This window comes from Pantoea sp. M_10 (assembly GCF_008631515.1).
Classification (GTDB): Bacteria; Pseudomonadota; Gammaproteobacteria; order Enterobacterales; family Enterobacteriaceae; genus Pantoea; species Pantoea anthophila.
The window spans coordinates 22,821-42,194 of the sequence record NZ_VWUL01000011.1; the positions used below are offsets into that span (position 1 = coordinate 22,821).

General features: G+C 56.3%; 18 protein-coding genes. 14 read left to right on the forward strand and 4 right to left on the reverse strand.

Going from position 1 to position 19,374, the window contains the following annotated elements; translation table 11 throughout:
• Positions 1–164: 164 nt before the first annotated feature.
• The 3 genes from metJ (at position 165) to F3I47_RS20870 (ending at position 4,140) form a co-directional block, all read left to right on the forward strand.
• A complete protein-coding gene (gene metJ, locus F3I47_RS20860; RefSeq protein WP_009088019.1) occupies positions 165–482 on the forward strand; it encodes a met regulon transcriptional regulator MetJ in 318 nt (105 codons plus the stop codon).
• A gap of 401 nt (positions 483–883) precedes the next feature.
• A complete protein-coding gene (locus tag F3I47_RS20865; RefSeq protein WP_223812787.1) occupies positions 884–2,488 on the forward strand; it encodes a ShlB/FhaC/HecB family hemolysin secretion/activation protein in 1,605 nt (534 codons plus the stop codon).
• A 62-nt stretch (positions 2,489–2,550) separates the two neighbouring features.
• Positions 2,551–4,140, forward strand: a complete 1,590-nt coding sequence (locus tag F3I47_RS20870; protein ID WP_150030382.1) for a filamentous hemagglutinin N-terminal domain-containing protein — start codon at positions 2,551–2,553, stop codon at positions 4,138–4,140.
• 76 nt (positions 4,141–4,216) lie between these two features.
• Here the strand turns inward: F3I47_RS20870 and rpmE are convergent, their stop codons facing one another.
• The gene (gene rpmE / locus F3I47_RS20875; protein WP_003851227.1) at positions 4,217–4,432 is read right to left on the reverse strand and encodes a 50S ribosomal protein L31; all 216 of its coding nucleotides are present in this window, start codon (positions 4,430–4,432) and stop codon (positions 4,217–4,219) included.
• 226 nt (positions 4,433–4,658) lie between these two features.
• Between rpmE and priA the strand changes: the two genes are divergently transcribed.
• From priA to rraA, 6 genes are all read left to right on the forward strand, one after another.
• Entirely contained in the window at positions 4,659–6,854 is a 2,196-nt protein-coding gene (priA, locus tag F3I47_RS20880) for a primosomal protein N' (protein ID WP_150030381.1), read from the forward strand.
• Between the two features lie 162 nt (positions 6,855–7,016).
• Positions 7,017–8,054: a DNA-binding transcriptional regulator CytR gene (gene cytR, locus F3I47_RS20885; RefSeq protein ID WP_190311369.1), complete on the forward strand. Its 1,038-nt coding sequence runs from the start codon at positions 7,017–7,019 to the stop codon at positions 8,052–8,054.
• Between the two features lie 152 nt (positions 8,055–8,206).
• Entirely contained in the window at positions 8,207–9,217 is a 1,011-nt protein-coding gene (ftsN, locus tag F3I47_RS20890) for a cell division protein FtsN (RefSeq protein WP_150030379.1), read from the forward strand.
• Positions 9,218–9,305: 88 nt separating this feature from the next.
• Positions 9,306–9,836: an ATP-dependent protease subunit HslV gene (hslV, locus tag F3I47_RS20895; RefSeq protein WP_009088029.1), complete on the forward strand. Its 531-nt coding sequence runs from the start codon at positions 9,306–9,308 to the stop codon at positions 9,834–9,836.
• A gap of 10 nt (positions 9,837–9,846) precedes the next feature.
• Positions 9,847–11,184 carry an HslU--HslV peptidase ATPase subunit gene (gene hslU / locus F3I47_RS20900; protein ID WP_046100836.1) on the forward strand — a complete coding sequence of 446 codons (1,338 nt, stop codon included), beginning with the start codon at positions 9,847–9,849 and terminating at the stop codon, positions 11,182–11,184.
• Positions 11,185–11,342: 158 nt separating this feature from the next.
• Positions 11,343–11,828 carry a ribonuclease E activity regulator RraA gene (rraA, locus tag F3I47_RS20905; RefSeq protein ID WP_009088032.1) on the forward strand — a complete coding sequence of 162 codons (486 nt, stop codon included), beginning with the start codon at positions 11,343–11,345 and terminating at the stop codon, positions 11,826–11,828.
• Between the two features lie 71 nt (positions 11,829–11,899).
• On the opposite strand, the gene zapB is transcribed toward rraA, so the two are convergent.
• The gene (zapB, locus tag F3I47_RS20910; protein ID WP_003851242.1) at positions 11,900–12,139 is read right to left on the reverse strand and encodes a cell division protein ZapB; all 240 of its coding nucleotides are present in this window, start codon (positions 12,137–12,139) and stop codon (positions 11,900–11,902) included.
• Between the two features lie 405 nt (positions 12,140–12,544).
• Between zapB and F3I47_RS20915 the strand changes: the two genes are divergently transcribed.
• The 3 genes from F3I47_RS20915 to glpX all read left to right on the forward strand — a co-directional run bounded on the left by F3I47_RS20915 (position 12,545) and on the right by glpX (position 16,048).
• Positions 12,545–13,399, forward strand: a complete 855-nt coding sequence (locus F3I47_RS20915; protein WP_150030378.1) for an MIP/aquaporin family protein — start codon at positions 12,545–12,547, stop codon at positions 13,397–13,399.
• 30 nt (positions 13,400–13,429) lie between these two features.
• Positions 13,430–14,941 (forward strand): glycerol kinase GlpK, encoded by a 1,512-nt coding sequence (gene glpK, locus F3I47_RS20920; protein WP_009088036.1) that lies wholly within the window; start codon positions 13,430–13,432, stop codon positions 14,939–14,941.
• 96 nt (positions 14,942–15,037) lie between these two features.
• Complete coding sequence (glpX, locus tag F3I47_RS20925; RefSeq protein WP_058957357.1) at positions 15,038–16,048, forward strand: class II fructose-bisphosphatase; 1,011 nt, start codon at positions 15,038–15,040, stop codon at positions 16,046–16,048.
• Here the strand turns inward: glpX and emrD are convergent.
• Positions 16,038–17,231 carry a multidrug efflux MFS transporter EmrD gene (gene emrD / locus F3I47_RS20930; protein WP_082668189.1) on the reverse strand — a complete coding sequence of 398 codons (1,194 nt, stop codon included), beginning with the start codon at positions 17,229–17,231 and terminating at the stop codon, positions 16,038–16,040. The genes glpX and emrD overlap by 11 nt on opposite strands.
• Positions 17,232–17,504: 273 nt before the next feature.
• Here emrD and fpr point away from each other — a divergent pair, with 273 nt between their 5' ends.
• Entirely contained in the window at positions 17,505–18,251 is a 747-nt protein-coding gene (gene fpr, locus F3I47_RS20935; RefSeq protein WP_009088043.1) for a ferredoxin--NADP(+) reductase, read from the forward strand.
• Here fpr and F3I47_RS20940 read toward each other — a convergent pair.
• Complete coding sequence (locus tag F3I47_RS20940; RefSeq protein WP_046100839.1) at positions 18,242–18,676, reverse strand: DUF805 domain-containing protein; 435 nt, start codon at positions 18,674–18,676, stop codon at positions 18,242–18,244. The two genes, fpr and F3I47_RS20940, sit on opposite strands and share 10 nt — an antisense overlap.
• Positions 18,677–18,772: 96 nt before the next feature.
• On the opposite strand from F3I47_RS20940, the gene F3I47_RS20945 reads away from it, so the two are divergent.
• Positions 18,773–19,363 carry a DUF1454 family protein gene (locus tag F3I47_RS20945; protein WP_009088047.1) on the forward strand — a complete coding sequence of 197 codons (591 nt, stop codon included), beginning with the start codon at positions 18,773–18,775 and terminating at the stop codon, positions 19,361–19,363.
• Positions 19,364–19,374: the final 11 nt, after the last annotated feature.

Genomic DNA, 19,374 nt, shown 5'->3' on the forward strand with positions numbered 1-19,374 from the left:
GAAACGCAATACCCGCTAAAATTATGCGTCATCGCCTGGCGTTCCTCTCTGAAGAACAGAGGCAGTGAACGAAGAAAACCCGCCTTATCAGGGGTCAGGCAGGAAAAAATCAGGCATAATCCGCTGATTTCCTCACATTTAACGTTTATTAATTAAGGTAACCCATGGCTGAATGGAACGGCGAATATATCAGCCCGTACGCTGAGCACGGTAAGAAGAGCGAGCAGGTCAAGAAGATTACAGTTTCTATCCCCTTGAGCGTGCTGAAGATTTTAACGGATGAGCGTACCCGTCGTCAGGTGAACAACCTGCGTCACGCCACCAACAGCGAGCTGCTTTGCGAAGCCTTTTTACATGCCTTTACGGGTCAACCGCTGCCGGATGACGTCGACCTGCGCAAAGAGCGCAGCGATGAGATCCCGGAAGAAGCGAAAGCAATTATGCGCCAGATGGGTGTTGATCCGGACACATGGGAATATTGATCCCCGGCGCCGTTGTCGCCTGACCTCGCTGCAGAGAAGCAGGCTCCGCTCAGGGAGCCGCTTTTCTGATCCGTTCTGCCCCCTGTGACGCTCCTCTCTTCCGGCCTGACGCCATCGCCTGCATATTGCCTGCCAGACGTATCAGAAAAATCTACCCTCTTTTCCTTATTATTGCGTTATTTCCATTGCAATAAGAATATTGTTTTATCCGGACAATAGAATTATTACTATTGTTCACTATTATGCGCATCCGTAAGATTTTGTCAGAGCGACAATTTCACGGAAAGCCAATGAGCATCAAATATAAAATAAAATCCTTCGCACCCACTTTTTTTATTCTTTTCATCACCAGCACAACCAGTTATTTCACTTCTGCATCCAGCGTGGCACCGGCTATAACGGTGCAAAATGAGAATATTAATGCCCGGCAACAGGATCGGGAGCGCAAAGCGCAATTAGCGCCTGACCTGCCGCCTGGCATGTCTGAAAAAGAGGACTTCAGACCGGAAGCGATTCCGTTTCCGCATGAGGAAAATTGCTATCCGATCGATAATATTTCGCTGAATCAGGACAGTAAAAAACTGCACCTCAGAAAACTACGCTATTTCACTGCACAGGCAGAAGGGAAATGCCTGGGCATTAACGGAATAAAACTTCTGGCTAAAACGCTGCAGAATGAAATTATCCGGCTGGGATATATTACAACGCGTGTTAATTTGCCCGAACAGAATCTGTCGGGCCGTACGTTAACGTTTGATATTCATGCCGGTCACGTTGGAAAAATCGTGCTAAATAAGGCGAGTGGCGACGACATTAACCTGACCAGTACCCTGCCGTTCAGCGCGGGCGATCTGCTCGAACTCAGCGATCTGGAGCAGGGCAGCCTTAATCTTCAGCGCGTCCCGGGATCGCGGGTTAACGTTCAGCTATTGCCAGGCAGCAGCAAAGGTGAAAGCGATATCGTTATCCAGCGCGAACAGGATAAATACTGGCAGATGAGTGCTTGGCTGAATGATGCCGGCTCGGCGGCGACGGGGCGTTATCAGGGGGGAACCGCACTCTATTTAAACAACATTGCGTCATTAAGTGACATCTTTTACGTCTCTTACGGCCACGATATTGCGCCGAAACAGACCCGCAAAGGCAATGATAATAAATCGATAGGTTATTCGGTGCCATGGGGTTTCTGGTGGCTCGATCTCTATGCCAGCCAGAGTCATTATCAGCAACGCCTGACCGGAAACTGGTCAGAATGGGCACTGGATAATAAGAACAGCTACTACAGTGCGCAGCTCAACCGACTGCTTTCGCGAACCCTCTTTCAGACCACCACAGCTGGCCTGCAAATCTTCAACACGTCATCGCGTTATTCACTTAATGACCGGGACCTCATCAGCATGCATAAAAAAAGTGCGGGCTGGAAAGCGTTGCTGCAGCATGAGATGCATGACGATAACGCGGCGCTGACGACGACCCTGAGCTATCAACGGAAGATGCCCTGGTTTAACAGCAGCCATACCGTTGAACAGACGTATGGGCTCATTGATACGCAGGGCCGGATTATGACGCTGGATCTGAAAGGTTCGGTTAATTTCCAGTTAGGAGATAACTGGCTGAACTACTCACCCCATGTCAGTGTGCAATATTCACCCGACACCCTCTCTTCGCTGAATCGCTTTTCGCTGGCAAACCGCTGGACGGTTCGTGGCTTCGATGGCGAATACGCGCTTCAGGATAATAAAGGCTGGTTCTGGCGCAACGATATCAGCTGGATTTTCCCTGACAAACCGGTTCAGCCTTATATCGGTATTGACGCAGGCCAGGTCTACGGTAATAGCAGCCAGCAGGAATATGCCGGAAAAACCGTTACAGGCAGCGTGGCTGGCCTGCGGGGAACACTCCTGAAAACACGTTTTGATCTTTTTGCCGGCACCCCGGTTAAAAAACCCCAGGCTTTCCACACCGATCCCGTTACGCTCGGTTTTTCACTGCAGTGGAAATATTAGTAAGAAGTAAAGCGTTAAATAAAAAGATTTTGAAAATAAACACACACATCCAGAGGAAAAAAATGAATACGCATAAGTTTAATCTGCTATTCCTGGCGACGCTCGCCACCCTGTGTAGTCAGCCTGCGCTTTCTGCACTGAACAGTTATCAGCATGCAAATGGTTCGACCGTGGTGGATATTAATCAGCCGGATGCGAATGGTCTGTCACATAATATGTATCAGAGCTTCAACGTCTCCGAAAAGGGGTTGGTACTGAATAACAGCACCACAGATATGGTTCGCGACAGTGGTAATATTGCCCGGAACAGCAATCTGAATAGCTCAGCCAGTCTGATTCTGAACGAGGTCATCTCAAATAAAGCTTCTTCACTGAACGGCTTTATTGAAGTCGCAGGTCAGAAGGCCGATGTAATTATCGCCAACCCAAACGGGATCACCTGTTCCGGCTGTAATTTTATCAATACCGGACGCGCCACCCTGACCACCGGCACGCCAGTTTTAACCGATGGTGCACTGACGGGCTTTAATGTGACGAAAGGCACCCTTACGGTTAAAGGCAAAGGGCTGACAGGCGCCGATTACACGGACCTGCTGGCGCAGAAAATTACGCTCAATGGCAAAGTTGAGACAACCCAGCTGAAAGCGATTGCCGGTAAATACACCTATAACAGGGCCTCGGGTCAGGCCACAGCCAGCACGACGGGCCGGACTGGCGGCAACAGCATCGATGTCAGCGCGCTGGGCGGAGCAACAGCAGGCCTGATCCAGCTGCAAACCACGGAAGCCGGTGCGGGCGTCAACAATAATGGCGTCCTGAATGCCAACAGCCTTTATATCTCAACTAATGGCACGTTAACCAACAACGGGACCCTTGACGCTGGCGTGATGAGCATCGCAGCCAGCGGTAGCATGACGAACAAAGGGACGCTTTCTGCCAGCCAGGCTGCTCTGCAGACAACAAATACATTCACGAATGAAGGCACTGTTAAAGCCACCAATAACGCCAGCATCGTGAGTTATGGAAAAGTGACTAACAACGAGAAAGGGCAGATCAGTGGCGATGGCACCGTCAGCCTTTTTTCGCTGGCGGGAGATATCGAAAATAAAGGCACCATCAGCACGGCTGGAGCCCTGACAATGCAGACCGGCTACAGCACGGTGAATGGTGTTATCACGCCTGTCGCCAACACCAGCCTGATTAACTCCGGCTCGATTCAGGCGGACACTATTGGCTTATACGCCGTTAAAGAGGTCAGCCTCCGGTCAGGCGATGTTACCGCACAGAGCACAGCCTCTGTTTCTGCCGTAACTGTCTCTAACGCCGGAACCCTCACAGCGCAGAATGCCTCTCTCGTTTCTGACGACTTCAGCAATCAGGGTGTGATGCAGGCGACTGAGCGGTTAAGCGTGACCGGTAAAAGTGGAATTTCTAATAAGGGTACCCTGAAGGCGGCAACCCTGGCGCTGACAACGGATGGGAAAATCAGTAACACATCCTGCCGGCTGTGGTTATTGTGCAGGCAGGGCACCATGAAAGCGGATAAAATTTCGATTTCAGCCCCTAAAATCACCACCATTGCTGATTTAGATGGTGATTACACCACGCAGCTTCTGGAGCTGAACAAGCCTGAAACAGACTCCAGTCTGTAACCGGGCCATAAAAAAACCCAGCCGAGGCTGGGTTTTTTGTTGCCGCCGAACCCGCAGGTTCAGGTGCCTTTTAATCTTATTTTTTAGCGCCTGGCACGCTGAAACGCTTGTTAAAGCGGTCAACACGGCCACCAGTTGCCACTTCACGCTGCTTACCGGTATAGAACGGGTGGCATTTACCACAGACGTCCAGGTTCAGTTCGTGAGTCAGTGTTGAACGGGTGTGGATCTCGTTGCCGCAGGTACATTTAATAGTAACTGCTTCGTATTTCGGGTGAATACCTTGTTTCATGGGAAACCTCATAGAAGGCCGTGTCGCTCTCCGTGCCAGGCGTAAACCTGCACAGCACCACACGCGGTTGAACATTATAGGGTGTACTCCGGCAAGGTCTTTCTCACCGAAGGCGGCATATTATACAGAGAAGTTGTCATTGCTGCAAATTTATCCTGGGATACCCGCCATCCGGGTACAGCGTGTACACTAGCCCTCCCGATGCCCGAGCCGGAAAGAGAGAGTTATGCCCGTTGTCCAGGTTGCCCTGCCCGTCCCCTTGCCCCGCCTGTTTGATTATCTGCCGCCACAGGGCGCGCAGCCGGTCATTGGTGGTCGCGTAAGTGTGCCCTTTGGCAATCGCAGGATGATCGGCATTGTGGTCGCCCTGCGTGAGAGCAGCGATCTGCCCGAAGGACAGCTCAAGCGCGTCATTGAGGTGCTGGATAGCGAGTCACTCTATCCCTCTTCGCTGTGGCGCATCCTTAACTGGGCCGCCAGCTACTATCACTCTCCCCAGGGCGAAGTGCTGAACCATGCCATTCCGGTACTGCTGCGTCAGGGCAAACCCGCGCAGGATAACCCGTTATGGCGCTGGGAAATTACCGAGCAGGGCCGGGCGACCACGCCGGAGAGTTTAAAGCGCGCACCCAAACAGCAGCAGGCGCTGGCTGCCCTGCGTCAGCAGCCGCTCTATCGCCATCAGGTCAGCGAACACGACCTGACGGAGGCGACGCTTCAGGCTCTGCGCGCCAAAGGGCTGTGCGAGCTGTATGAGCATCAGCCGCAGCGGCACGACTGGCGAACCACCTTCGCCGTTAAAGGCGAACGCCTGCGTCTGAATACCGATCAGGCGATGGCGGTCGGTGCGATTCGGGCAGATGACGAACATTACGCCGCCTGGCTGCTGGCGGGCATCACCGGTTCCGGCAAAACAGAGGTTTACCTCAGCGTGCTGGAGAATGTGCTGGCTCGGGGAAAACAGGCGCTGGTGCTGGTCCCGGAGATCGGCCTGACCCCGCAGACCATTGCCCGTTTCCGGGAGCGTTTCGATGCGCCGATTGACGTGCTGCACTCCGCCTTAAACGACAGTGAGCGGCTGGCCGTCTGGTTACGTGCGCGACGCGGGGAAACGGCGATTGTGATTGGCACCCGCTCGGCGCTGTTTACCCCGCTGGCCCGGCCGGGGGTCATCATCATTGATGAAGAGCACGACAGCTCTTACAAGCAGCAGGAGGGCTGGCGCTATCAGGCGCGCGATCTGGCTGTGTTTCGCGCCCATGAAGAAAATATCCCGATTGTAATGGGATCGGCGACGCCCGCGCTGGAGACGCTGCACAATGTGCGCAGCGGCAAGTATCGCCAGCTCGACCTGACAAAGCGCGCAGGCAATGCCAGACCGGCGCTGCAACAGCTGATCGACTTAAAAGGTGTGCAGTTGATCGGCGGCCTGGCACCGGGCCTGATTGGCAAAATGCGTCAGCACCTGCAGGCGGATAATCAGGTGCTGCTGTTTCTTAACCGCCGCGGCTTTTCGCCCGCCCTGCTCTGTCACGACTGCGGCTGGATTGCCGAGTGTCACCGCTGTGACCGCTACTACACGCTGCATCAGCATCATCGCCAGCTGCGCTGCCACCACTGCGACAGCCAGCGTCCGCTTCCTCATCAGTGCCCGCAGTGTGGCTCAACTCACCTGCTGCCGGTCGGTGTCGGCACGGAACAGCTGGAACAGCAGCTCGGCACGCTGTTCCCTGGCGTGCCGGTGTCGCGAATCGATCGTGATACCACCAGCCGTAAAGGGGCGCTGGAGCAGCATCTGGCCGATGTGCATCGCGGAGGCGCGCGCATTCTGGTGGGTACTCAGATGCTGGCGAAGGGCCACCACTTCCCTGACGTGACGCTGGTGTCGCTACTGGATGTCGATGGGGCGCTGTTTTCCGCCGATTTCCGGGCGGCGGAGCGCTTTGCTCAGCTCTACACCCAGGTCGCCGGGCGCGCCGGGCGTGCCGGTAAGCAGGGCGAAGTCCTGCTGCAGACCCACCACCCGGAACATCCGCTGCTTCAGACCCTGCTGCATCAGGGCTATACGGCGTTTGCGCAGCAGGCACTGCTGGAGCGCCAGGCGGTTCACCTGCCACCCTGGAGCCGCCATGCGCTGTTTCGCGCTGAAGATATGGATAATCAGCAGGCAGCTGAATTTCTGCAACAGCTTCGTAACCTGCTGGAGGCCAGTCCGCTCAACGATCAGGCCATGTGGTTTATGGGGCCGGTCCCGGCCCTGCAGCCAAAACGCAGCGGCCGCTGGCGCTGGCAACTGCTGGTTCAGCACCCTTCCCGACAGCGTCTGCAGCAGCTGCTGAGCAGTTCGCTGCCGCTGATCTCCACCCTGCCCGCCGCGCGCAAAGTGAAATGGACGCTGGATATTGACCCTACCGAGAGCTGATCTCCGCTGACGTTGCGAGCCAGATCGAAAAATGTCGCATAAGTCACAATTTTTATGCAAATTAAGTAACAACCAGCCACGCAATCGTTAACAATGTGGCTGGTTTGCCTCTGAGCAGGCAAAAACAGAATCGAACACGCCATAATGCGTCAGGAGCATGTGTTGGAGCAGAATCAACAACCGCCCGCCGCCACGATGAAGGATGTCGCGGAACATGCGGGTGTCTCAACCGCCACCGTATCGCGTGCGCTGATGAATCCGGAGAAAGTTTCTGCGGCCACCCGACAGAAAGTCGAACAGGCCGTTGCCGCCGTCGGCTATGCAGCACATGGTCCCACACGCAGCGCGCGTCGCAATGAGACCCGAACCATCCTCGTCATTGTCCCTGATATCTGCGATCCCTTCTTCAGTGAAATCATCCGCGGCATTGAAGTCACGGCAGCTGAAGAGGGTTATCTGGTGCTGATTGGCGATTGCGCCCATCAGAATCAGCAGGAGCGAACCTTTCTCAACCTGATGGTGACGCGCCAGATAGATGGCATGGTCCTGCTGGGCTCACAGCTGCCCTTTGATGCCGGCATTGATGAGCAGCGCAACCTGCCGCCGATGGTGATGGCGAATGAGTTTGCGCCCGAAATGTCACTGCCCTCGGTGCACATCGACAACCTGACCGCCGCGTTTGAAGCGGTTAATCATCTGCTGCAGTTAGGTCACACACAGATTGCCTGTATCGCCGGGCCGGAAGAGATGCCGCTCTGTCAGTATCGGTTACAGGGCTATGTCCAGGCGATGCGGCGCAGTGGCCTGACGGTCGATCCCACCTATATTGTGCGCGGCGATTTCACCTTCGAAGCGGGCGTTGCCGCGATGAATCAGCTGATGACCCTGCCGCAGCCACCGCGCGCGCTGTTCTGCCACAGCGACATTATGGCGCTCGGGGCGATGAATCAGGCCCGACGCTGCGGGCTGCGGATACCTGACGATCTCTCTGTGGTGGGATTTGATGACATCGAGTTGTCGCGCTACTGCGAGCCGCCGCTGACTACTGTTACCCAGCCGCGCTATCAGATCGGCCGGGAAGCGATGCTGCTGCTGCTGGATGAGCTGAATGGCAAACGGGTCATCAGCGGTTCGCGGCTACTGGACGCGGGTCTGACCATTCGGGGCAGCACGGCGCGCGCAAAAAAGCGTGAAAAATAAGCGTATTCGCCGCGCTTTTTCAGTAGATTCTTAAAGCGAACACTGCTGGTCAAAGTTCCGACCCTTGAGTAACATGGCGGACTCCTTGCCGGGCGCGTAAAAATCATCATTTCGCCCATCTGGCACTATTTTTGAAGGGTATAAGAACGAGAGTGGCACAAAAAGATTACGTAGGCCGCGGGCGTTCAACAGGGACGCGTCGCAAAAAAAGCCCCAGCCGCGGCAAGAAGAGCAAAGGCGGTTCGGGAACATCCAAACTGATGATTGTACTGGCGGTCGCCGTGCTGGTGACCTTTGCCGGTGGTTTATGGTTCCTGGCGCATCACAAGAAAGAGGACGTGCCGGTCATTACGGATCATAAAGCCAACGGCAATGGCTTACCGCCGAAGCCCGAAGAGCGCTGGAAATATATTAAAGAGCTGGAGAACCGTCAGGTTACCGTGCCGACCCCTATCGAACCTTCATCGGGTGGCGAGGTGAAGTCGCAGACGCAGCTGACTGACGAGCAGCGTCAGCTGCTGGAGCAGATGCAGGCGGATATGCGCCAGCAGCCAACGCAGCTGAACGAAGTGCCGTGGAACGAACAGACACCGGCGCAACGTCAGCAGACGCTGCAGCATCAGCAGCAGTTACAGCAGCTGCAACGCCAGCAGCAGCAGTTCCAGCAACAGCAGCAACGTCAGCAGCAGCAGGTTCAGCAACAACAACTGCAGCAGCAACGTCAGCAGCAGCAGCAGCAACAGCAACAGCGCCAGCAGCAGTTGCAGCAGCAGCAACAGCGTCAGCAGCAGTTACAGCAGCAACGTCAGCAGCAGCAGCAGCAGCAGCAGCAAAATGTTCAGCGCCAGACGCAGCCTGCGCCAGTTACGCGGGAACCCGAGTTGCAGTCAAAACCGCAGGAGACCGCAAAAGCGAAACCGGCGGAGAAAGCCTCTTCGCAGCGCTGGATGGTGCAGTGCGGGTCATTCAAAGGCACCGACCAGGCGGAGTCAGTGCGTGCCGGTTTAGCCTTTGAAGGATTTGAAAGCCGCATTACGACCGGTGGCGGCTGGAATCGCGTGGTGATTGGTCCGTATAAAGATCGCGCCTCTGCAGACAGCACACTGAAGCGTCTGCGCAGTTCGGGTCACTCCGGCTGCATTCCCCTCTCAATCGGGGGTTGAAACCCGTCAAACCCGCCCCATATCTGTTGCATGATACTCCGCGCCCCGTGCGCGGAGTCCTTTTCCGACTGCAACAAGGGGTCTGCCCGTGACAACAATAGTAAGTGTACGACGCAACGGCCAGGTAGTGATTGGCGGTGATGGCCAGGCTACGCTCGGCAATACCGTGATGAAAGGCAACGTTAAAAAAGTGCGTCGTTTATACAACGATAAGGTGATTGCCGGATTTGCTGGCGGCACCGCAGACGCCTTCACCCTGTTTGAGCTTTTCGAACGTAAACTGGAAATGCATCAGGGCCACCTGGTGAAAGCCGCGGTGGAACTGGCTAAAGACTGGCGTACTGACCGTATGCTGCGTCGACTTGAAGCCCTGCTGGCGGTCGCGGATGAGTCCGCCTCACTGATCATCAGCGGTAATGGTGATGTAATTCAGCCTGAAAACGATCTGATTGCCATCGGCTCCGGTGGGCCTTTCGCCCAGGCCGCGGCACGTGCGCTGCTGGAGAATACCGACATGGGCGCGCGCGACATCGTTGAGAAGTCGCTGAACATCGCAGGCGATATCTGCATCTACACTAACCATAACGTTAATTTCGAAGAATTAACCTCCAGGGCGTAAAGGTATAACTATGTCTGAGATGACTCCACGCGAAATCGTCAGCGAACTGAACCGCTTTATTATCGGCCAGGACAGCGCCAAGCGCGCCGTGGCTATTGCACTGCGCAACCGCTGGCGTCGCATGCAGCTGGATGAAGAGCTGCGCCATGAAGTGACCCCGAAAAACATCCTGATGATCGGACCGACCGGTGTCGGTAAAACGGAGATCGCCCGTCGTCTGGCTAAACTGGCCAATGCGCCCTTTATCAAGGTCGAGGCGACCAAATTTACCGAAGTGGGTTATGTCGGTAAGGAAGTCGATTCGATCATTCGCGACCTGACCGACTCCGCCATTAAGATGGTGCGCAGCCAGGCGATTGAAAAGAACAAATACCGTGCAGAAGAGATGGCGGAAGAGCGCATCCTGGATGTTCTGATTCCACCAGCCAAAAACAACTGGGGCCAGTCAGAGCAGAGCGCGGAACCATCTGCGGCGCGCCAGTCGTTCCGTAAAAAACTGCGCGAAGGCCAGCTGGATGACAAAGAGATCGAGATCGACCTGGCCGCCAGCGGCCCGGGCGTCGAAATCATGGCGCCTCCGGGAATGGAAGAGATGACCAGCCAGCTGCAGTCGATGTTCCAGAACCTTGGCGGCCAGAAGCAGAAAGCCCGCAAGCTGAAGATCAAAGAAGCGATGAAGCTGCTGATCGAAGAAGAAGCGGCAAAACTGGTGAATCCGGAAGAGCTTAAACAGGACGCCATCGATGCCGTCGAGCAGCACGGTATCGTGTTTATCGATGAGATCGACAAAATCTGTAAGCGCGGCGGCCAGAATGCTGGCGGTCCGGATGTGTCTCGCGAAGGCGTTCAGCGCGACCTGCTGCCGCTGGTGGAAGGCTGCACGGTCTCAACCAAGCACGGTATGGTGAAAACGGACCACATTCTGTTTATCGCTTCGGGCGCGTTCCAGGTTGCCAGCCCGTCCGATTTAATCCCGGAACTGCAGGGCCGTCTGCCTATCCGCGTTGAACTGCAGGCGCTGACCGTGAATGATTTCGAGCGCATTCTGACAGAGCCTAACGCGTCTGTAACCGTGCAGTACAAAGCGCTGATGAATACCGAAGGCGTGAATATTGAGTTCACCGAGGATGGTATCCGCCGGATCGCTGAGGCCGCATGGCAGGTTAACGAAACCACCGAAAACATCGGTGCGCGTCGTCTGCATACCGTACTGGAACGTCTGATGGAGGATATCTCCTATGACGCCAGCGATCGTCACGGTGAATCGGTCACCATCGATGCTGACTATGTGGGTAAACATCTGGATGAACTGGTGGCTGACGAAGACCTGAGCCGCTTCATTCTCTGATTCACGGATGTCGCACTTTTCAGAAGCCCAGCCGAACCGGCTGGGCTTTTTTATGCATGTTCTTGATCGAACGATGCTTTTTTCAGGGTGATGATTTTGCCAACAATCTGCATATAGCGATATACTTAGCATTCCTGTGGCAAACAGACGAAACCCTTATGAAATACGATACATCTGAACTCTGCGATATCTACCATGAAGAAGTGAATGTTGTTGAACCGCTTTTTTCAAACTTTGGTGGGCGCACTTCATTCGGTGGTCAGATTACCACAGTGAAATGCTTTGAAGACAACGGCTTACTCTACGATCTGCTGGAAGAAAATGGCCGCGGCCGGGTGCTGGTGATTGATGGCGGCGGTTCCGTGCGTCGGGCGCTGGTGGATGCGCAGCTGGCACGTCTGGCAGCCACTAACGAGTGGGAAGGCCTGGTCATCTACGGGTCAGTACGTCAGGTTGACGAGCTGGAAGAGCTGGAAATTGGCATTCAGGCGATTGCCGCCATTCCGGCCGGCGCGGCGGGTGAAGGGATTGGCGAAAGCGATGTGCGCGTCAATTTCGGCGGCGTGACCTTCTTTTCCGGTGACCATCTCTATGCCGACAATACCGGTATCATTCTGTCAGAGGATGCGCTGGACCTCGAATAAGGTCCGACAGCAACCGGGAGCAGACATGAAAACGGGTGCCTGAGCACCCGTTTTTCACATCAGCTGAGGCTTCAAACCTCTTCCATTTTTCCCAGCAGTGCGCGCAGACGTTCCTGCCAGACGTGCTGCTCTTCTTTCAGGTGCTGATTTTCACGCATCAGCGCATCGTGGTTGCCCGCGACTTGTTGCGCATCGTTACGCAGTGAGTTGTTCTGCTCTTTCAGCTCTTCGATTTCCATCTGCAACAGGGTGATGGTATCAATCGCCTGCTGTACTTTCGCTTCCAGTTTCTCAAACACTTCAAATGACATCTTTCTGACCTCTCCTAAATTCCTGCAAGGCGTTGATGATGCCAGCGCTAGCCAGCAACGTTGTCCCGATTGTATGTACCCTCACCCCGCAAGTCCAGCAACGCGGGCGCGCCGGGCGTAGTCTGTAACACTTTTCAGTCTATGCCTGAATTTATGCTGTGCTCCGATCAACGGCACACAGAGATCCCTCCGCCACGCCCGCTATCCGGCGCATTTAAGGGCGAAAGAAAGCCGGAATACGCGAAAACGCGCATTTTTATGACACAGTACACAAAAAATGATTTCGCTATTTCTCGTTTATGTTCGTTAACGATAAATTCACACCAACCCTACAATAAAGCTGGGCGACTCATGGAATGAGAACAAAAACTGATAAAATTTAACCTCGCTTCAGGAACCACTATTATGAGTCAGACAACTAACACGCTCAAAGGTCAGTGTATTGCCGAATTTCTGGGGACAGGCTTGATTATTTTCTTCGGCGCGGGCTGTGTGGCCGCACTGAAACTCGCCGGTGCCGCATTCGGTCAGTGGGAAATCTGCATCATCTGGGGGCTGGGCGTTTCCATGGCCGCCTACCTCACCGCAGGCATTTCGGGTGCGCACCTGAACCCGGCCATTACCGTGGCGCTCTGCCTGTTTGCTAATTTTGAAGGACGTAAAGTTCTGCCCTACATCATCTCACAGGTTGCCGGCGCCTTTTGTGCCGCAGCGCTGGTCTATGGCCTCTACTACAGCCTCTTTATTGACTATGAGCAGAGCCATCAGATGGTGCGCGGTACGGTTGAGAGTCTCGACCTGGCGGGCATCTTCTCAACCTATCCTAACCCGCACATCGGTGTCGGTCAGGCATTCCTGGTTGAGATGGTCATCACGGCGGTACTGATGGCGGTCATTATGGGTCTGACGGATGACGGTAACGGCATCCCACGCGGCCCACTGGCACCCCTGCTGATCGGCCTGCTGGTCGCGGTAATTGGTGGCGCAATGGGTCCGCTGACCGGCTTTGCCCTGAACCCGGCACGTGATTTCGGACCGAAGATTTTCGCATGGCTGGCAGGCTGGGGTAACGTTGCCTTCACCGGCGGTCGTGACATCCCTTACTTCATGGTACCGATTTTTGGCCCGCTGGTCGGTGCCTGCCTGGGTGCCGTAGGTTATCGCGCACTGATTGGCCGCTATCTGCCAGGCACCGCGAAGGAACCTGCCAGTGTTCCTGCAGACAAACCGGTTGCACGCGCTCAGCAGCGTAAAGCGTAAGTTTCACTTTTTATCATCAGGACTGAATTTATGACTACCACAGATAAAAAATACATTGTCGCGCTCGATCAGGGCACAACCAGTTCACGCGCCGTGATCCTCGATCACGACGCCAACATCGTCGCCGTCTCGCAGCGTGAATTTACCCAGATCTACCCGAAAGCGGGCTGGGTTGAGCATGATCCGATGGATATCTGGGCCTCTCAAAGCTCCACGCTGGTTGAAGTGCTGGCACACGCCGATATTCGCTCCGATGAAATTGCCGCTATCGGTATCACCAATCAGCGTGAAACCGCTATCGTCTGGGACAAAGAGACCGGTAAGCCGGTCTATAACGCCATCGTCTGGCAGGATCCCCGCACCGCCGACTACTGTAACAAACTGAAGAAAGAGGGACTGGAAGAGTATATCCAGCACACCACCGGTCTGGTGATTAACCCCTACTTCTCCGGCACCAAAGTGAAGTGGATCCTCGATAACGTTGAAGGCGCGCGTGAGCGTGCGAAACGTGGCGAGCTGCTGTTCGGCACCGTTGATACCTGGCTGGTCTGGAAAATGACCCAGGGCCGCGTGCATATCACCGATTACACCAACGCCTCCCGTACCATGATGTTCAACATTCACAAGCTGGAGTGGGATCAGCGCCTGCTGGATATCCTGGATATCCCGCGTGAAATGCTGCCGGAAGTGAAATCGTCGTCTGAAGTCTATGGTCAGACCAACATCGGCGGTAAAGGCGGCACGCGTATTCCTATCGCCGGTATTGCCGGTGACCAGCAGGCGGCGCTCTATGGCCAGCTCTGCGTCCAGCCTGGCATGGCGAAAAATACCTACGGCACCGGCTGCTTTATGCTGATGAACACCGGTACTGAAGCGGTAACCTCAACGCATGGCCTGCTGACCACCATCGCCTGTGGCCCGCGTGGTGAAGTGAACTATGCGCTGGAAGGGGCGGTATTCATCGGGGGTGCCTCAATTCAGTGGCTGCGCGATGAGATGAAGCTGATCAGCGATGCCGCTGACTCTGAATACTTTGCGATGAAAGTGAAAGATACCAACGGCGTCTACATGGTACCGGCATTCACCGGTCTGGGCGCACCTTACTGGGACCCGTATGCCCGTGGCGCGATCTTCGGTCTGACGCGCGGTGCGAACGCTAACCACATCATCCGCGCCACGCTGGAGTCGATCGCTTATCAGACCCGCGACGTTCTGGAAGCGATGCAGAACGATGCGAACACCCGTCTGCAGGCGCTGCGTGTGGATGGGGGCGCGGTGGCCAACAACTTCCTGATGCAGTTCCAGTCTGACATCCTCGGCACCCGTGTTGAGCGTCCGGAAGTGCGTGAAGTTACGGCGCTGGGTTCAGCGTATCTGGCGGGTCTGGCCGTCGGCTTCTGGCAGGATCTGGATGAAGTCCGTGCAAAATCGGTGATTGAGCGTGAGTTCCGCCCAAGCCTGGAAACCACCGAACGTAACTTCCGCTATGCCGGCTGGAAAAAAGCCGTCGCCCGCGCGCAGGCGTGGGAAGAAGAAGAGTAATACCGGGGCCCGCGACGGTCTGCGTCGCGGGCCTTTTCCCCGCCCCACTCTCCCGCTGTGTTACACTGCCTGTCTGTTTTTTGTCAGGCAGAGACCATGAAACGAGAACTTGCCATTGAATTTTCCCGCGTAACCGAAGCTGCCGCTCTGGCGGGCTATCACTGGTTAGGGCGCGGCGACAAAAATGCGGCCGATGGCGCGGCTGTCCATGCCATGCGTCACGTCCTCAACTCCATTGAGATCGACGGCCAGATTGTGATCGGCGAAGGTGAAATCGACGAAGCCCCGATGCTCTATATCGGTGAAAAAGTCGGCACCGGTCGCGGCGACGCGGTCGATATTGCGGTCGATCCGATTGAAGGCACCCGCATGACGGCGCTGGGTCAGGCTAACGCGCTGGCCGTCATGGCCGTGGGCGACAAGGGTAGTTTTCTCCACGCACCCGATATGTACATGGAGAAGCTGATTGTGGGGCCGGCCGCCCACGGGGCAATCGATCTCGACCTGCCGCTGGAAACCAACCTGCGTAATATCGCTATCGCAATGAACAAGCCGCTGTCGCAGTTAACCGTGTCGATTCTGGCAAAACCCCGCCATGACGCGGTGATTGGTCAGCTGCAGCAGCTGGGTGTGCGGGTCTTCACCTTCCCGGATGGCGACGTGGCCGCCTCCATTCTGACCTGCATGCCGGACAGCGAAGTGGATGTGATGTATGGCATCGGCGGTGCGCCGGAAGGCGTGGTCTCTGCGGCCGTCATCCGGGCGCTGGACGGCGATATGCAGGGCCGGCTGCTGGCGCGTCATCACGTTAAGGGCGACAGCGCGGAAAACCGTCTGCTCGGCGAGCAGGAGCTGCAGCGCTGTGCAGAGATGGGGATTGAGGCGGGGAAAAAGCTGACGCTGAGTGAGATGGCGCGCAACGACAACGTGGTCTTTGCCGCCACCGGCATTACCAGTGGCGAGCTGCTGAAAGGCATTACGCGTCAGGGCAATATCGCCACCAGCGAAACCCTGCTGATTCGCGGTAAATCACGCACCATCCGCCGTATCCAGTCGATTCACTATCTTGACCGCAAGGATCCGGCGCTTCATCCGTTTATCCTGTAACCGCCTGGTTGCCGCGCTCCGGCTGACGTGAGAGCGGCAACCAGCAGAGCAGCATCACCAGCGCCGTGAAGAACATCAGCATGCCCAGGCTGAACTGGTCGCGCTGCGGCATCATCGCTGACAGCCACGCGACCAGACCCGATCCGAGGTTCATCAGCCCGCCAATCAGCGCGCCCGCGCTACCCGCCAGCCAGGCATAAGGTTCCATAGCGCCAGAGGTTGCCAGCGGAAAGAGCATACCGGCACCAAAAAAGAAGAGCGCGGCCGGCACCAGCAGGGTCCAGATATTCATCACGCCGAACCACGCCGGGATCCACATCAGAATGCCCGCCAGCAGGCAGCTGTTCACGCCCCACCACATCAGGCTATGCCAGGAGCCCTGCTCGCGGCCGGCAAACCAGGCGCCAAAGAAGGCCGCCGGAATCGGCAGAATAAACAGGATACTGACTGTCAGGCTGTGCAGGCCCAGCACGCCGCCCAGTAATACACCGCAGCTCGACTCAAATACCGCAATTCCGGCGAGCGCACCAATCAGCAGCACGATGTAGCGGACGAAATTCGCGTCGCTGAGCAGACGGACATAGCGTTTAAAGAAGGGCGTCACTTCCGCACTCTGCGGCCGGGTCTCCGGCAGCCAGCGCGCCATCGCGCCGGTTACCGTCAGGCAGAGCAGCAGCAGGAAGGCAAAGCAGGCATGCCAGCCAAAGAGCTGGGTCAGCAGCGCGCCAATCACCGGTGCCAGCAGCGGGCTGACCAGAATGCCCATATTCAGCAGGCTGTTAGCACGGCGCAGCGCGTGACCCTCATAGAGATCGCGCGGCATGGTGCGGGCCATCACGCCAGCCACGCCGGTTCCCAGCCCCTGCACGGCGCTGCCAAGCACCAGCATATCCAGCGAGGTCGCCATCAGCGCGGTCACCGCCCCGATCATAAAGATCAGCATGCCTGCCAGGATCACCGGGCGCCGCCCCACGCTGTCCGACAGCGGGCCGTAGATCAGTTGCGATCCGCCATAGGTCATCAGATAGGCCGCCATCACGCGTTGCAGCGCGCCATCCCGCACGTTCAGCGCATCGGCCATTACCGCCATAGCCGGAACATAAATGGTCTGCGCCATCTGACCCACGGCCACCAGCACAATGAGCATCACCAGCAGCGGGCGATTTTCCAGTTTCGTCATCATGGTTATACAAAATATCTTTCTGTGAAAGGAGGTTAAAACAGCGGTTCACCCGCCGGACATCTTATTATGGCGGGCAAAATATCAGGATTAGGTGACAAAGCGAGAGGCAGGCGAAAAGGTCCTGGCTTGCGCCTGTCAAGTTTATGCACCAGCCTGTAAAGGGAATGCAACAGTTTGCCGATTCGAGCCTTTGCGAGGGCGCAGGCTGGCAATCGCGCCGGGCAGCCGCGAAAATAGTGACCTGCCTGAATCATCAACAACCAGGGAGTGAGTATGGCTGAGTGGGTCAATGCTGAAGTTAAGGAAGTCAAAAACTGGACGGATGCGCTGTTCAGTCTGCGGGTGACGGCACCGGTCGATCCCTTTATCGCCGGGCAATTTGCCAAACTGGCGCTGGAAATTGAGGGGGAACGCGTGCAGCGCGCTTACTCCTACGTCAACGCGCCGAAAGATGATCTGCTGGAGTTCTATCTGGTCACGGTGCCAGAGGGCAAGCTCAGTCCTCATCTGCAGGCCCTTCAGCCAGGCGATCAGGTGATGGTCACCAAAGAAGCCGCGGGCTTCTTTGTGCTGGATGAGGTTCCGCCGTGCAGGACGCTGTGGATGCTGGCGACCGGCACCGCTATTGGTCCTTACCTGTCGATGCTGCAGCAGGGCGAAGGGCTGGAACGCTTTGAAAATATCGTGCTGGTGCATGCCGCGCGTTATGCGGCCGACCTGAGTTTTTTACCGCTGATGCAGCAGCTGCAGCAGCGTTATCAGGGCCAGCTACAGATTCAGACGGTGGTAAGTCGCGAAGAGATTGCCGGTTCGCTGACTGGCCGGGTGCCTGCGCTGATTGAGAATGGCGAGCTGGAGCGGGCCACCGGTCTGACACTGGATGCAGAGAGCAGCCATGTGATGCTGTGCGGTAACCCGCAGATGGTGCGTGATACTCAGCAACTCCTGAAAGAGACACGTGAGATGCGCAAACACCTTAAGCGTAAGCCGGGACATATCACCAGCGAACATTACTGGTGAGCCGTTGAGCGGTATCGTACCGGCTGGGTCGCCGGGCCAAACCGGTTAGCGCCGGGGGAGCCGCGAAAAACGCCGAGGTCGAGCAGCAGACCCGCCAGTAAAACAAAGGGAATGGCGCGTCCCAGCAGCCAGGGCAGGATGCCCGTCAGCATGCTCCAGTTCCCCACCACCAGCAGCCAGGCCACGATCACCAGCAACCCCCAGTAGCCGGGACGATCGCGATCGTGCAGCCGTTTGACGATCACTGCGCTGGCAGGCCACAGCAGGCAGACCACGCCAAAGGCCGCCATCTGGGTATCGAGCCAGTCGTTAGCCGCCAGCACGAAGAGCAGTGTCGTTGTCAGCAGCCAGACCGCCTGCCAGATCCAGAAATCACGTCGTCCCAGCCGGCCGCGCCAGGAAAAACACCATTGTTGTAACGTCATGCTTTATCATCCGGAAAAGAGAGCTGCCGCGCTTTTGACCTCGCGGATAAAAACCGTTTTAATTTGCGCCTGAGTTTACGGGACAGGATCGACAAAATGAAGAATTTGCCTGGCGCACTGCTGTTATCGTTTGCGCTGACGGTTCCGGTCTTTGCCGCCGATCCGCCACCGCAGGAGCGGACCGATGCGTTGCCTCCCGCCCCCTATCTGCTGGCGGGTGCGCCCACCTTTGATATGACTATCGGCCAGTTTCGCGAAAAGTATAATCTGGCCAATGCCGCGCTCATCCTGCCGGAGTATCGCGCTATTGATAATCGCGGTGACAAAAGCAACCTGACGCGGGCTGCCAGCAAAATCAATGAGACGCTCTACGCCTCTACGGCGCTGGAGCCCGGCACCGGCAAAATCAAAACGTTGCAGATTACCTGGCTGCCGTTACCTGGCCCGGATCAGAGCGCCTCGCAGCAAAAGGCGCTGGCCTACATGACCGCCCTGCTGCGCTTCTTTGTGCCGGGATTAAGTGCCGAAGAGGGGCGTAAAAAGCTGGAGGCGTTGCTGAATGCCGGCAAGGATTCACCCTACTATGCGCAGGTCGACGGCGCGCTGCGATTTGTCGTCTCTGACAGCGGTGACAAGGGGCTGACCTTTGCGATTGAGCCGGTCAAACTGGCGCTCGCCAGCCCCTGATGATGTGGCCG